The sequence below is a fragment of the Nonomuraea sp. NPDC050783 genome, assembly GCF_040802095.1.
GTDB lineage: Bacteria > Actinomycetota > Actinomycetes > Streptosporangiales > Streptosporangiaceae > Nonomuraea.
Genome location: NZ_JBFAHK010000004.1, coordinates 475,929 through 489,692, shown reverse-complemented (window position 1 = coordinate 489,692; position 13,764 = coordinate 475,929). Strand labels below are relative to the sequence as shown.

General features: G+C 71.4%; 11 protein-coding genes. 6 read left to right on the top strand and 5 right to left on the bottom strand.

The genetic code is table 11. The features are described from left to right. Window positions 1-78 precede the first annotated feature (78 nt). The 4 genes from AB0H75_RS13675 (at window position 79) to AB0H75_RS13660 (ending at window position 4,538) form a co-directional block, all read left to right on the top strand. Window positions 79-1,194 (top strand): sugar ABC transporter substrate-binding protein, encoded by a 1,116-nt coding sequence (locus AB0H75_RS13675; protein ID WP_367795502.1) that lies wholly within the window; start codon window positions 79-81, stop codon window positions 1,192-1,194. A 62-nt stretch (window positions 1,195-1,256) separates the two neighbouring features. After that, complete coding sequence (locus AB0H75_RS13670; RefSeq protein ID WP_367795499.1) at window positions 1,257-2,021, top strand: ATP-binding cassette domain-containing protein; 765 nt, start codon at window positions 1,257-1,259, stop codon at window positions 2,019-2,021. Beyond that, window positions 2,018-3,280, top strand: coding sequence for a sugar ABC transporter permease (locus tag AB0H75_RS13665; protein WP_367795496.1), 1,263 nt, complete (start codon window positions 2,018-2,020; stop codon window positions 3,278-3,280). Before AB0H75_RS13670 ends, AB0H75_RS13665 begins: the two co-directional genes overlap by 4 nt. 52 nt (window positions 3,281-3,332) lie before the next feature. Then, the gene (locus AB0H75_RS13660) at window positions 3,333-4,538 is read left to right on the top strand and encodes an ROK family protein (RefSeq protein ID WP_367796012.1); all 1,206 of its coding nucleotides are present in this window, start codon (window positions 3,333-3,335) and stop codon (window positions 4,536-4,538) included. 7 nt (window positions 4,539-4,545) lie between these two features. On the opposite strand, the gene AB0H75_RS13655 is transcribed toward AB0H75_RS13660, so the two are convergent. Together AB0H75_RS13655 and AB0H75_RS13650 are read right to left on the bottom strand one after the other, a co-directional pair. Beyond that, window positions 4,546-5,295, bottom strand: a complete 750-nt coding sequence (locus AB0H75_RS13655) for a neutral zinc metallopeptidase (RefSeq protein WP_367795493.1) — start codon at window positions 5,293-5,295, stop codon at window positions 4,546-4,548. A gap of 57 nt (window positions 5,296-5,352) precedes the next feature. Next, window positions 5,353-6,237: a neutral zinc metallopeptidase gene (locus AB0H75_RS13650; protein ID WP_367795490.1), complete on the bottom strand. Its 885-nt coding sequence runs from the start codon at window positions 6,235-6,237 to the stop codon at window positions 5,353-5,355. A gap of 134 nt (window positions 6,238-6,371) precedes the next feature. Between AB0H75_RS13650 and dxs the strand changes: the two genes are divergently transcribed. Both dxs and AB0H75_RS13640 read left to right on the top strand, forming a co-directional pair. Then, window positions 6,372-8,258, top strand: coding sequence for a 1-deoxy-D-xylulose-5-phosphate synthase (gene dxs / locus AB0H75_RS13645; protein WP_367796009.1), 1,887 nt, complete (start codon window positions 6,372-6,374; stop codon window positions 8,256-8,258). Between the two features lie 242 nt (window positions 8,259-8,500). Further along, entirely contained in the window at window positions 8,501-9,967 is a 1,467-nt protein-coding gene (locus AB0H75_RS13640) for an amino acid permease (RefSeq protein WP_367795487.1), read from the top strand. 52 nt (window positions 9,968-10,019) lie between these two features. Here the strand turns inward: AB0H75_RS13640 and AB0H75_RS13635 are convergent, their stop codons facing one another. The 3 genes from AB0H75_RS13635 to AB0H75_RS13625 all read right to left on the bottom strand — a co-directional run bounded on the left by AB0H75_RS13635 (window position 10,020) and on the right by AB0H75_RS13625 (window position 13,742). Then, a complete protein-coding gene (locus AB0H75_RS13635; protein WP_367795484.1) occupies window positions 10,020-10,406 on the bottom strand; it encodes an SSI family serine proteinase inhibitor in 387 nt (128 codons plus the stop codon). 88 nt (window positions 10,407-10,494) lie between these two features. Further along, a complete protein-coding gene (locus tag AB0H75_RS13630; protein WP_367795481.1) occupies window positions 10,495-12,582 on the bottom strand; it encodes a 3-hydroxyacyl-CoA dehydrogenase NAD-binding domain-containing protein in 2,088 nt (695 codons plus the stop codon). After that, window positions 12,579-13,742 carry an acetyl-CoA C-acyltransferase gene (locus AB0H75_RS13625; protein WP_367796006.1) on the bottom strand — a complete coding sequence of 388 codons (1,164 nt, stop codon included), beginning with the start codon at window positions 13,740-13,742 and terminating at the stop codon, window positions 12,579-12,581. The genes AB0H75_RS13630 and AB0H75_RS13625 overlap by 4 nt, the downstream gene beginning before the upstream one ends. Between the last annotated feature and the right edge of the window lie 22 nt (window positions 13,743-13,764).

Here is a 13,764-nt window from a genome sequence, read left to right as displayed (position 1 = left end):
CCAAAGCAGGGCCGTACCGGAATACGTTGCCGCAAACAACATTCATCCGGGCCCCTCCGGAAGAAAGGACCCTGCACCATGCGCAAGGGGATCCTCAGCCTGACCGCCGCGGCAGCCGCGCTCGCCCTCGGTCTCACCGCTTGCGGGGGCGACAGCGGTCAGACCTCTTCGTCGGCCTCGTCCGCCCCCGCCTCGGCAGCGGCCAAGGCGGGCAAGATCGGCGTCATCCTGCCGGACAGCAAGTCCTCGGCCCGGTGGGAGACGGCGGACCGCAAGTACCTCGAAGAGGCGTTCAAGGCCGCCGGCGTCGCGTACGACATCCAGAACGCCCAGAACGACAAGACGGCGTTCCAGACCATCGCCGACCAGATGATCACGAACGGCGCCACCGTCCTCATGATCACCAACCTGGACAGCGGCAGCGGCAAGGCCGTGATCGACAAGGCCAAGTCCCAGGGCGTGGCCGTGATCGACTACGACCGGCTGACCCTCGGCGGCGGCGCCGCCTACTACGTCAGCTTCGACAACACGAAGGTCGGCACGCTCCAGGGCGAGGGCCTGGTCAAGTGCCTGACCGACAAGAAGGCCGAGAAGCCGATCGTCGCCTACCTGAACGGCTCGCCGACCGACAACAACGCGACGCTGTTCAAGGAGGGCTACGACGGCGTGCTCAAGCCGAAGTTCGACTCCGGCGACTACGTCAAGGGCCCCGAGCAGTCGGTGCCCGAGTGGGACAACACCAAGGCCGGCACGCTCTTCGAGCAGATGCTGACCGAGCAGCCGAAGATCGCCGGCGTGCTGGCCGCCAACGACGGCCTCGGCAACGCCGCCATCACCGTGCTGAAGAAGAACAGCCTCAACGGCAAGGTGCCGGTCACCGGCCAGGACGCCACCGTCCAGGGCCTGCAGAACATCCTCGCGGGCGACCAGTGCATGACCGTCTACAAGGCGGTCAAGAAGGAGGCGGACGCCGGTGCCAAGCTGGCGGTGGCGCTGGCCAAGGGCGAGAAGCCCACGGCGAGCTCCAGCGTCAAGGACCCGGAGACCGGCCAGGACGTTCCCGCCGAGCTGATGGAGCCGCAGGCCATCTACGCCGACAACGTCAAGGACGTCGTGGCCGACGGTTACGTGACCAAGGAGGAACTGTGCACCGGTGACTTCGCCGCGAAGTGCACCGAGGCCGGAATCCAGTAGAACCGAAGGGTACGGCCCGCGTCACGAGCGCGGTGCCGTACCCTCCCCCTGTAGGGAGCCCCATGACCCCCCTCCTTGAAGTGCGCGGGATCGACAAGAGCTTCGGCCCGGTGAAAGTCCTGCACAACGTCGAGTTCTCCGCCTACGCCGGCCAGGTCACCGCGCTCGTCGGCGACAACGGGGCGGGCAAGTCCACCCTGGTCAAGTGCATCGGCGGGATCTACCCGATCGACGCCGGCGAGGTCCTCTTCGACGGCAAGCAGGTGCACATCCACACCCCGCGCGACGCGGGCGAGCTGGGCATCGAGATCGTCTACCAGGACCTGGCCCTGTGCGACAACCTGGACATCGTCCAGAACATGTTCCTCGGCCGGGAGCGCAAGAGCGGCTTCATGCTCGACGAGGACAGCATGGAGGAGCTGGCCGAGAAGACGCTCAGCAGCCTGTCCGTACGCACCGTCAAGTCCATCAGGCAGCAGGTCTCCAGCCTGTCCGGCGGGCAGCGGCAGACCGTCGCCATCGCCAAGGCCGTGCTGTGGAACAGCAAGGTCGTCATCCTCGACGAGCCCACCGCGGCCCTGGGCGTGGCCCAGACCGCCCAGGTGCTCGAACTGGTCCGCAGGCTGGCCGACACGGGGCTGGCCGTCGTCCTCATCTCGCACAACATGAACGACGTGTTCGCCGTCTCCGACCGGATCGCGGCGCTCTACCTCGGCAGGATGGCCGCCCAGGTCAAGACCGCCGACGTGACGCACGCGCAGGTCGTGGAACTGATCACTGCAGGCCGGAGCGGGGACCTCGGCCTCAAGAACGGGGTCACCCCATGAGCAAGGTCAAGGAACTCCCCAGCGAGGCCATCGTCGCCGCGACCGAGGCCCCGTCCATCGGCAACAGCTTCCGCGCCTACGCCCAGCGGGTACGCGGCGGCGACATGGGCGCGCTGCCCGCCGTGCTCGGCCTGGTCGTGCTCTGCGCGGTCTTCGCGGTCGCCCGCCCGTCCTTCGTCACCGCGATCAACTTCGCGAACCTGTTCACCCAGGGCGCCGCCGTCACGCTCATCGCGATGGGCCTGGTGTTCGTGCTGCTGCTCGGCGAGATCGACCTGTCGGCCGGCTTCGCCAGCGGCGTATGCGCGGCGGTGCTGGCCGTCACGCTCACCAACCTCGGCCTGCCCTGGTACGTGTGCGCGCTGGCCGCCATCCTCACCGGCGTGGTCATCGGCACCGTGCTCGGCGCGCTGGTGGCCAAGGTCGGCATCCCGTCGTTCATCGTGACGCTCGCCGCCTTCCTCGCCTTCCAGGGCCTGGTCCTGGTGCTGGTCAGGGAAGGCACGAACATCTCCATCCACGACCCGACGATCGTGGCCATCGCGAACAAGAACCTGCCGCCGTGGCTCGGCTGGGCGCTCTACGCCGTGTGCGTGCTGGCGTTCGCGGCCCTCCAGCTCGTCCGGGCCAACCGGCGCGCCAAGCGCGGGCTGACCGCCGACCCGCTGTCGCTCATCGCCTTCCGCGTGGGAGCGCTCGCGGTGCTGGCCGGAGCCGCGGTGTTCGCGCTGAACCTGGAGCGCAGCCGCAACCCGGCGCTGGTGTCGCTGACCGGCGTGCCGATCGTGGTGCCCATCATCCTGGTGCTGCTGGTGGTGTGGACGGTCATCCTGCGCCGCACCGCGTTCGGCCGCCACCTCTACGCGGTCGGCGGCAACACCGAGGCCGCCCGCCGCGCGGGCATCCCGGTGGACCGGCTCAAGATCAGCGCGTTCGTCATCTGCTCCTCGATGGCCGCCGTCGGCGGCATCGTGGCCGCCTCCCGGGCCAGCTCCGTCGACCCCAACACGGGCGGCAGCTCGGTGCTGCTGTACGCGGTCGGCGCCGCGGTCATCGGCGGCACCAGCCTGTTCGGCGGCAAGGGCCGGGTGCTCGACGCCGTCCTCGGCGGCGCCGTGGTGGCCGTCATCGAGAACGGCATGGGCCTGATGGGGTACGGCGCCAGCGTCAAGTACCTGGTCACCGGGTCCGTTCTGCTCCTGGCCGCGGGCGTGGACGCCCTGGCGCGCAGGCGGGCGGCTGCCGCTGGCCTAAGGTGATCGCTGGTCTAAGGTGATCAGCGACCCGCAGCCCCTGAAGGAACTCCAGACCATGCGTGCCGGCCCCTCGCAGGAGGACATCAGGCGCCACAACCTCGGCGCGCTGCTTCGCCATGTCCACCTGGGCGGGCCGACCTCGCGGGCCGAGCTCACCTCCAAGATGGGGCTCAACCGCAGCACGATCATGGCGCTGACCTCCGACCTCACGGCGGCCGGGTTGGTGCGCGAGGAGCTGCCCAAGGAGACCGGGCGCGCGGGCCGGCCCTCGCTCGTGGTGCGGCCGGAGTCGTCGCGGGTCTACGTGTTCGCCTTCGACGTCGGCCCCGACCGGCTCGCGGTCGCCCGCGTGGGGCTGGGCGGGGTCATCCTCGACCGGCGCGAGGCGGTACGCAGGCGGGGCGCGTTCCGGCTGGACGAGCTGACCGGCGCGCTGGCCGGCTTCGCCCGGCAGATGCGCCGCAGGACCAGGGCCGACACGGTGTGCGTGGGGGCCGCGGCGGCCGTGTCGGGCGGCGTGCGCAAGGCCGACGGCGTGGTCTCCTTCGGCCCCAACCTCAAGGCGGAGGAGGCGCCGTTCGGCGAGGAGCTGGGCCGCAGGCTGGGCCTGGGGCTGCCGGTCAGCGTGGGCAACGACGCCAACCTGGCGGCCCTGGCCGAGCACAGCCGGGGCATCGGCGTCGCCGTCAAGGACCTCATCTACCTGCACGGCGACGTGGGCATCGGCGGCGGCATCATCGCCGGCGGCCAGCTGCTCGGCGGCCACGACGGCTACGGGGGCGAGGTCGGCCACATGGTCGTCAACCCGGGCGGCCGGGCCTGCGGCTGCGGCTCGCACGGCTGCCTGGAGGCCGAGGTGGGGGAGCGGGCCTTACTGGAGGCGGCCGGCCGGTTCGGCGCCGGCCAGCAGGGCCGCGACGCGGTGCGCGCGGTGGTCGAGGCCGCCGACCGCGGCGACATCGTCGCCCAGGAGGGGCTCACCCGCATCGGCGAGTGGCTCGGCCTTGGCGTGGCCAACCTCGTCAACATCTTCAACCCGGAAATGGTGATCTTCGGCGGCATGCTGCGGGAGGTCTACCTCGGCTCGGCCGCGCAGGTGCGCACGCAGCTCACCCTGCACGCCATGGCGCCGCAGCGCGAGCGGCTGCGGCTGCGCACCTCCGCGCTCGGCGACTCCGCCACCCTGGTCGGCGCGGCGGAGCTGGCCTTCGCACACGTCCTCGCCGACCCCTTGGAGGTCCTGGCCCGCGCCAACGGCTAGCCGGTGGCTAGCCGACCTTCGTCCCGTCCGCCGTCCAGGTGTTGCAGAAGCCGGTGGCGCCGCCGCGGTAGCCGCGGTCCTGCCAGAACGCCAGGTTGCGCGGCTTGCCGTGGACCTCGCTCTCCTCCGCCTGCCGTACCGCGCCGATCCACGCCTTCCAGGTGATCCCCGGCCTGATCGACTTCAGCGCGGCGCTGTAGAAGACGCCCGCGTAGCACTCGGCCTGCATCTCCAGCCGGTGGCTGAGCACGGTGCGCGCCTGGTCGGTGGCCTGCTGGTACAGCGCCTCCTGCGCCCCCAGCACGCCGGTGAGCTGCTGCACGTGATGGCCCCACTCGTGGGCGACGGAGTGCGCGATGTTCATCCTGAACGGGTCACGCAGGTCCTGCCGGGTGATGCGGATGACGATCGCGCGCTGCTCGGGGCAGTAATGGGCGCCGGCGCCCGAGATGCGCCCGCAGACCGAGTCCGCGCCGGTGGTGATCGTCACCTCGGGCGAGCTGTACGCGATCCCGGCCGCGGCGAACCGCGCCGCCCAGAAGCGGTCGGCGCACCCGGCCATGGCCCGGTGGAAGGCCCGCAACGAGCCCACCGACCCGACCTTGATCGGCGGGACGGCGCACGCCAGCTCGCCCCGGTCACCGCCCATGACATCGGACAGCACCGGCTGCCCCACCCGCGGCCCGGCCTGCGCGGGCCCGGCCCCGAGCATCCCCGCGAGCAGCCCCCAGCCCGCCACCACGAGAGCAGTGCGCACGTTGGCGCATAATAAAGCACTATTTCCCGATTTGTCAGGACACGTACGCCTTAGCCGTCAGGTGACGTTGCGGGTGGGGGCGGACCAGGTGTTGCAGGCGGCCGGGGTGCCGCGGTTGAAGCCGCGGGTCATCCAGGCGGCCTGCGTGGGGCCCCTGCCGTGGTCGTTCTGGGGCCAGCCCTTGGCGCCGTTCTTCCTGAACCAGTCCACCGTGTACGCCCAGTCGGCGTCCGTGACCAGCGGCGTGTCCCGCATCGTGCTCATGAAGATCGACGACAGGCACTCGGCCTGCAGCTCCGACCGGCGCGACAGCAGCAGCCGGCCGGCCTTGCCGGCGCTCGCCCTGGCGGTCCAGTAGTAGCTCCAGATGCCGGAGATCTGCTGCACATGGTGGCCGTACTCGTGGGCGATCAGCCGGGTGATGCCGAGCGGGAACGGGTTGCGGAGCTGGTCGCGGCTGATCATCAGGTACATCGTGCGGTCGGTGGAGCAGTAGACGCCGTCCGCGCCGGTGTTCCACGCGCCGCAGGGCGTGCGGACCCTGCCGGTGATGATGCGCAGGCGCGGCTTGCTGAACGGCATCCCCGCCTTGCGGAACTGGGCCGCCCACGCCCTGTTGAGGCATGTCGTCACCCGCAGCAGGAAGCGCCGGTAGGCCGTGATGCTGCCCGCGGGCAGCGGCCCCGGCGTGCAGTTCACGTCCGTCAGCCGGCCGGTGCGGTAGAGCGGGCTGTCCGTGGCCAGGCGCTTGCCGGGCACCGGGACCCGCTTGGTCTCGGCGGCACTGGCGGGCGGGGCGGCGACCTGCTGCGCCTCGTTCACCGGCCTGGCGGAGGTCGTGGCCGAGTCGGCGAGGACGAGCACCAGACCCGCGGCGGCGAGGGCTAACGCCAGCAAGGCGGCCACGAGCACCACGACCTTGCCAGTGGAGACGGAGTTCATAGGTACCGAAAGACTAGGTCAAGATCGGACATATAGGGGTGGAATTGACTCGATGGAGTCAATGAGGCGTCGGCGAACTAGACTCGAGGAGTCGGCGCTGACAACAGCAGAGGGGAGTCGCGTCCGTGAGCGGGTTGCTGGGCGGGATAAGAGGACCGCATGATGTCAAACGGCTCGCCGCCGAGGAGCTGCCGCGGCTCGCAGGGGAGATCCGTGACCTGCTCGTCGACTCGTGCGCGCGCTTCGGCGGGCACCTGGGCCCCAACCTGGGTGTGGTGGAGCTCACGATCGCGGTGCACCGCGTCTTCGACTCCCCGCGCGACCCCGTGATCTGGGACACCGGCCACCAGGCGTACGTCCACAAGATCCTCACCGGCCGCGTCGCCGGCTTCGACGCGCTCAAGCAGGAGGGCGGCCTGTCCGGCTACCCGAGCCAGGCCGAGTCCGAGCACGACTTCGTGGAGAACTCCCACGCCTCCACCGCCCTGTCCTACGCCGACGGCCTGGCCAAGGCGTTCAAGCTGCGCGGCGACCGCGACCGCACGGTGGTCGCGGTGATCGGCGACGGCGCGCTCACCGGCGGCATGGCCTGGGAAGCGCTCAACAACATCGCCGGCGCCAAGGACCTCCCGGTCGTCATCGTGGTCAACGACAACGGCCGCTCCTACTCCCCGACCATCGGCGGCCTGGCCTCCCACCTGTCCTCGCTGCGCGTCAACCGCCGCTACGAGGACATGCTCGGCTACGTCAAGGACAAGCTCGGGAACGTTCCCGTCCTCTACGACGCCCTGCACGGCTTCAAGAAGGGCGTCAAGGACGTCCTCGCCCCGCAGGTCATGTTCGAGGACCTCGGCCTCAAGTACGTCGGCCCCATCGACGGCCACGACGAGCAGGCCATGGAGGCGGCGCTGCGCAAGGCCCGCGACTTCCGCGGCCCGGTGATCGTGCACGCCCTCACCCAGAAGGGCCGCGGCTACACCCCGGCCGAGAACCACGACGAGGACCAGTTCCACTCCCCGGGCGCCTTCGACCGGGCCACCGGCACGGAGAAGCCCAAGGGCCGCATCTGGACCAACGTCTTCAGCGAGGAGCTCGTCCGGCTCGGCAAGGAGCGCGAGGACCTCGTCGCCATCACCGCGGCCATGCTCCACCCCACCGGCCTCAACGCCTTCGCCGACCGCTTCCCCGAGCGCATCTACGACGTCGGCATCGCCGAGCAGCACGCGCTGACCAGCGCCGCCGGCCTGGCGCTCGGCGGCCTGCACCCGGTCGTGGCCGTCTACGCCACCTTCCTCAACCGGGCCTTCGACCAGCTCCTCATGGACGTCGCCCTGCACCGCCTGCCGGTCACCGTCGTGCTCGACCGCGCGGGCGTCACCGGCGACGACGGCGCCAGCCACAACGGCATGTGGGACCTGTCCATCCTCCAGGTCGTGCCGGGCCTGCGCATCGCCGTGCCGCGCGACGGCGACCGGCTCGCCGAGCTGCTGCGCGAGGCGGTCGCGGTCACCGACGGCCCCACGGTGCTGCGCTTCCCCAAGGGCCCGGTGGCCGAGGCCGTCGAGCCGGTCGGCAAGCTGGGCGAGATGGACCTCCTGCGTGCCCCCGCGGCCGAGCCCGACGTGCTGCTGGTCGGCGTGGGCCCGATGGCCCAGGTCTGCCTGGAGGCCGCCGTGCTGCTCGACGCGCAGGGCATCGCCGCCACCGTCGTGGACCCGCGCTGGGTCAAGCCGCTGGACGACGCGCTGGTGCCGGCCGCCGGCGCGCACAAGCTGGTGGCCGTGGTCGAGGACAACGGCCGCGTGGGCGGCGTGGGCGACGCCGTGGCCCGCCTGCTCCGCGACGCCGACGTCGACGTGCCGGTGCGCACCTTCGGCATCCCCCAGGAGTTCCTCGAGCACGCCAAGCGCGCCGCGATCCTCGGCCGGATCGGCCTGACCGGGCAGGACCTCGCCCGCCAGGTCACCGAGGCCGTCGCCAGGCGCACCACCTCCGCCGCCGCGGAGCCGGCCCGCCACTGACGTCCCGCCGCCGCCGGTCCACGGCCACTGACGTCCCGCCGCCGGTCCACCGCGACTGACGTCCCGCCGCCGGTCCACCGCCACCGACGGCCCACCGCCACCCCCCGGCGCCGGGGGGTGGCGGTGAACTCTGGGTCTTGCCGGTCGCGGGCGTCCAGCACACCATTGAGCGTGTTCTCCCCGCTGCGCCGACGTGCGCGCGCCAGGAATGATCGCCTAGGGTGTGGGAAGGATCACCGGCCGTGGACATCTTTCGCACGAAGAGCGTCGAGCAGTCGATCCGTGACACCGAGGACCCGGATCACCAGCTCCGCAAGCGCCTGAGCGCCCTCGACCTCACGGTCTTCGGCATCGGCGTGATCATCGGAACCGGGATCTTCGTGCTCACCGGCCAGGTCGCCAAGGAGATGGCGGGCCCGGCGGTGGCGATCTCGTTCGTGGTGGCGGGCGTGGTGTGCGGGCTCGCGGCCCTGTGCTACGCCGAGTTCGCCTCCACGATCCCGGTCGCCGGATCGGCGTACACCTTCTCCTTCGCCACCCTCGGCGAGTTCCCCGCCTGGGTCATCGGCTGGGACCTCATCCTGGAGCTGGCCCTCGCCGCGGCCGTGGTGGCGGTCGGCTGGTCGGGCTACTTCGCCTCCATGCTCAACTCCATCGGCATTCCGCTGCCGGCCACGATCGCCGGCGACGACCCGGTGGTCAACGTGCCGGCCGTGGTCATCGTGGCGATCCTCACGGCGGTCCTGGTGGCCGGCATCAAGCTGTCGTCCCGGGTCAACCTCATCCTGGTGATCACCAAGGTCGCCGTGGTGCTGCTGGTCATCGTGGCGGGGCTGTTCTTCGTCAAGGCCGCCAACTACACGCCGTTCGTCCCCGACCCGGTGTCCACGCCGCGGGTGGAGGGGCTGAACGCGCCGCTGATCCAGGTGCTGTTCGGCATCACGCCGGTCGCGTTCGGCGTGGTGGGCGTCTTCGCCGCCGCCGCGATCGTGTTCTTCGCCTTCATCGGCTTCGACATCGTGGCCACGGCCGCCGAGGAGACCGTCAAGCCGCAGCGGGACGTGCCGCGCGGCATCCTCGGCTCGCTGGTCATCTGCACGGTCCTGTACGTGGCCGTCTCCCTCGTCGTCGTCGGCATGCAGCGCTACGACCGGCTCAGCACCGCCGCGCCGCTGTCGGACGCCTTCACCTCCGTCGGCCACCCCTGGCTGGCCACCATCATCAGCCTGGGCGCGCTGGCCGGCCTCACCACCGTGGTCCTGGTGCTGCTGCTGGGCCAGACGCGGGTGCTGTTCGCGATGTCCCGCGACGGGCTGATGCCGCGCTCGCTGGCCAAGGTGCACCCCCGCTTCGGCACGCCCGCCACCCTCACCGTCATCATCGGCGTGGTGACGATGGCGCTGGCCGGGTTCGTCTCGTTCGGGGAGCTGGCCGAGCTGGTCAACATCGGCACGCTGTTCGCGTTCGTGGTGGTCTCGATCGGCGTGGTCGTGCTGCGGCGCACCCGGCCGGACCTGCCGCGCGCCTTCCGCACCCCGCTCGTGCCGGTGCTGCCGATCCTGTCGGTGCTGGCCTGCGTCTACCTGATGCTCAACCTGCCGGTGGAGACCTGGCTGCGGTTCGTGATCTGGATGGTCATCGGCGTGGTCGTCTACTTCGGCTACGGCTACCGGCACAGCCGCACCGGAGTCCGCGAGTCCGTCCGCTGAGCGCGCGAAGGGGGGCGGGCCGTGCCCGGCCCGCCCCCCTTCTATCCGCCGGTCAGGACAGCAGCGCCCCGGCCGCGGCCTTCATCACGCAGGCGTTGCGGTAGCCCTTGCTCCACTCGACCTTCTTGCCCTCCCAGGTGCCCTTGACGACCACCGCGTACGGCTGCACCTCCGGCCCGCAGGAGTTGGACTTCGGGACGTGCATCCCGCTGAGGTCGCCCTTGTACCTGCGCAGTACGTCGCAGGCGGCCTTCGGGTGCGGGTGGGTGCCGCCGTCGGGGCTGCAGCGAAGGGTGACCCCCTTGGTGGGGGACCCCTTCACCGCGACGACGATCTTCAGCTTGCCCTTGGCAGGGCGCGCCGCGGCCTGCGCGGGGGCGGAGGCCGCGCACGCCAGGAACGCCGCGCACAGGGCCATCGTGCCGATTGCTCGCATCATGATTACTCTCCGTTCGTCGTGCGGGACGTAACGCTACGGAGGTGGAGGTCATGAAACGCGGTGTCCAGGACCGGGCTCCGGTAAAGAGTCAGGCCGGCAGGGAGGCCACACCGGGAGGAAGGAAACGCGGCTGGGCGATGCCGGTCCTGTCCAGATAAGGCGTGATGCCACCCAGGTGGAACGGCCAGCCGGCGCCGAGGATCATGCACAGGTCGATGTCCTGCGGCGCGGCCACGACGCCCTCGTCCAGCATGATCCGGATCTCCCTGGCCAGCGCCCCGAGCACCCGCTCGCGGACCTGCTCGGCCGTGGACGGCCGGTCGCCGCCCGCGAAGAGGGCCACCGCCTCCGGGTCGAGGCTGAAGTCCGGCCGGTACACGCCCGGCTTGCCCGCGGCCACCAGCTTGGACATGTTCTCCGAGACGCCGAAGCGGTCGGGGAAGGCCGCGTGCAGCGTCTCGGCCACGTGCAGGCCGACGGCCGGGCCGACGAGCTGCAGCAGCGCGAACGGCGTCATCGGCAGCCCGAGCCCGTCCAGCGCGTGCTCGGCGACCTCCAGCGGCGTGCCCTCGTCCACGGCCCTGACGACCTCGCCCATGAAGACGGTCAGCAGCCGGTTGACCACGAACGCCGGGGCGTCCTTGACCAGCACGGCCGACTTCTTCAGCGCCTTGCCGGCGGCGAAGGCCGTGGCCAGGGTGGCCTCGTCGGTCGCGGCGCCCCGGACGATCTCCAGCAGCGGCATGACCGCGACCGGGTTGAAGAAGTGGAAGCCGACCAGCCGCTCCGGGTGCGCCAGGTCCGCGCCCATCTCGGTGAGCGACAGCGAGGAGGTGTTGGTGGCGAGCACGCACTCGGCGGTGACCACGGCCTCGACCTCGGCGAACACCTGCTTCTTGACCGCCAGGTCCTCGAAGACGGCCTCGATGACGAAGTCGGCGTCGGCGAAGGCGTCCTTGGTCAGCGAGCCGGTGACCAGCGACTTCAGGCGGTTGGCCCGGTCGCCCGAGACGCGGCCCTTGGCCAGGAGCTTGTCCACCTCGGCGTGGACGTACCCGACGCCCTTGTCGAGGCGGGCCTGGTCGAGGTCGGTCAGGACGACCGGCACCTCCAGGCGGCGGGCGAACAGCAGCGCCATCTGCGAGGCCATCAGCCCGGCCCCGACCACGCCGACCTTGGTGATCTTGCGGGCCAGCGCCTGGTCCGGCGCGCCCGCGGGCCGCTTGGCCCGGCGCTGCACCAGGTCGAAGGAGTACAGCCCGGCCCGCAGCTCGTCGCTCGTCAGCAGGTCGGCCAGCGCTTCGTCCTCGGCGGCGAAGCCCTCGTCCGGCGTGGCGGTCTCGGCCCTGGCGATGAGGTCGAGCGCCCGGTAGGGGGCGGGGGAGGCGCCGTGCAGCTTGAGGTCCACCAGGAAGCGCGCGTCCGCCACGGCCTTCTCCCAGCCGTCGTGGGTCTCGCGCTCGACCGTCACCTCGCCCTTGAGCACCCGGGACGCCCAGCGCAGCGACTCCTCCAGGAAGTCGGCCGGCTCGAACATCGCGTCCGCGACGCCCAGCTCGAACGCGTCCCTGCCCTTGATCATGCGGTTCTGGGCGAGCGGGTTCTCGACGATGAGCTTGATCGCGGCGGCCGGCCCGATCAGGCGCGGCAGGAGCTGCGTGCCGCCCCAGCCCGGCACCAGGCCGAGCGAGCACTCCGGCAGCGCCACCGCCGGCACCCCGGAGGAGATCGTCCGGTACGTGCAGTGCAGCGCGATCTCCAGGCCGCCGCCCATCGCCGCGCCGTTGACGAACGCGAACGACGGGACGCCCAGCTCGCCCAGCCGCCGGAAGACGTGGTGGCCGAGCGCGCCGATGGCCAGCGCCTCCTCGCGGGTGCGTACCGCGGCCGCGCCCTTGAGATCGGCGCCGACGGCGAAGATGAACGGCTTGCCGGTCACGCCCACGGCCGCCAGGTCGCCGCGCCCGGCGATCGCCGACAGCGCCTCGTCGAGCGCGAGCAGGCCGTGCGGGCCGAAGGTGTTGGGTTTGGTGTGGTCGAAGCCGTTGTCCAGCGTGATCAGCGCCATCGTGCCCGCGCCGCCGGGCAGCCGCACGTCGCGCACCAGCGCCTTGGTGACGACCTCGTCGGGGTTGCGTTCGCCCAGCAGCGCCCGCCAGTTGTCGATGTTGCTCACGCCAGGTTCTCCCAGATCACAGTGCCGCCCATGCCCATGCCGACGCACATGGTGGTGATGCCGTAACGCACCTCGGGACGCTCGCCGAACTGCCGGGCGAGCTGCGTCATCAGCCGCACGCCCGAGGAGGCCAGCGGGTGGCCGTAGGCGATCGCGCCGCCGTAGGGGTTGACGCGGGGGTCGTCGTCGGCGATGCCGAAGTGGTCGAGGAAGGCCAGCACCTGCACGGCGAACGCCTCGTTGATCTCGAACAGCCCGATGTCGGAGATGTCCAGCCCGGCCAGGCGCAGCGCGCGCTCGGTGGACGGGATCGGGCCGACGCCCATGACCTCGGGGTCCACGCCGGCGAACGCGTACGACACCAGCCGCATCCGCGGCGCGAGGCCCAGCTCCTCGGCCACCTCGCGGGCGGCCACGATGCAGCCGGTGGCGCCGTCGTTGATGCCGGAGGAGTTGCCCGCCGTGACGTGGCCGTGCGGCCGGAACGGGGTCTTGAGCCCGCTCAGCGCCTCCATCGTGGTGCCCGGCCGGGGGGCCTCGTCCTCGACGGCCAGGCCCCAGCCCTTCTCGGCGGTCCTGATCGCGGTGGGGACCAGGTCGGGCTGGATCCTGCCGTCGGCGTACGCCTTGGCCGCCTTCTCCTGCGACAGCACCGCGTACGCGTCCGCGCGCTCCTTGGAGATCGCCGGGTAGCGGTCGTGCAGGTTCTCGGCCGTCATGCCCATGACCAGCGCGCTCGGGTCGACGAGCTTCTCCGACAGGAAGCGCGGGTTGGGATCGACGCCCTCGCCCATCGGGTGGCGGCCCATGTGCTCGACGCCGCCCGCGATGGCCACGTCGTACGCGCCGAAGGCGATGCCGCCGGCCACCGTGGTCACCGCGGTCATCGCGCCCGCGCACATGCGGTCGATGGCATAGCCGGGCACGGTCTTGGGCAGGCCGGCCAGCACCGCCGCCGAGCGGCCGATGGTCAGGCCCTGGTCGCCGATCTGGGTGGTCGCGGCGATGGCGACCTCGTCCACGCGCTCCGGCGGCAGGCCGGGATTGCGCCGCATCAGCTCGCGGATGACCCGGACGACCAGGTCGTCCGCGCGGGTCTCCGCGTACAGCCCCTTCGGCCCTGACCTGCCGAAAGGCGTGCGCACGCCGTCGACGAACACGACGTCACGAGAGGAAGGCACG

Excerpts from the sequence above, each read along its gene's own strand:
- AB0H75_RS13675 (WP_367795502.1), top strand. The coding sequence starts at position 79 with ATGCGCAAGGGGATCCTCAGCCTGACCGCCGCGGCAGCCGCGCTCGCC.
- AB0H75_RS13670 (WP_367795499.1), top strand. The coding sequence starts at position 1,257 with ATGACCCCCCTCCTTGAAGTGCGCGGGATCGACAAGAGCTTCGGCCCG.
- AB0H75_RS13665 (WP_367795496.1), top strand. The coding sequence starts at position 2,018 with ATGAGCAAGGTCAAGGAACTCCCCAGCGAGGCCATCGTCGCCGCGACC.
- AB0H75_RS13660 (WP_367796012.1), top strand. The coding sequence starts at position 3,333 with ATGCGTGCCGGCCCCTCGCAGGAGGACATCAGGCGCCACAACCTCGGC.
- AB0H75_RS13650 (WP_367795490.1), bottom strand. The coding sequence starts at position 6,237 with ATGAACTCCGTCTCCACTGGCAAGGTCGTGGTGCTCGTGGCCGCCTTG.
- AB0H75_RS13635 (WP_367795484.1), bottom strand. The coding sequence starts at position 10,406 with ATGATGCGAGCAATCGGCACGATGGCCCTGTGCGCGGCGTTCCTGGCG.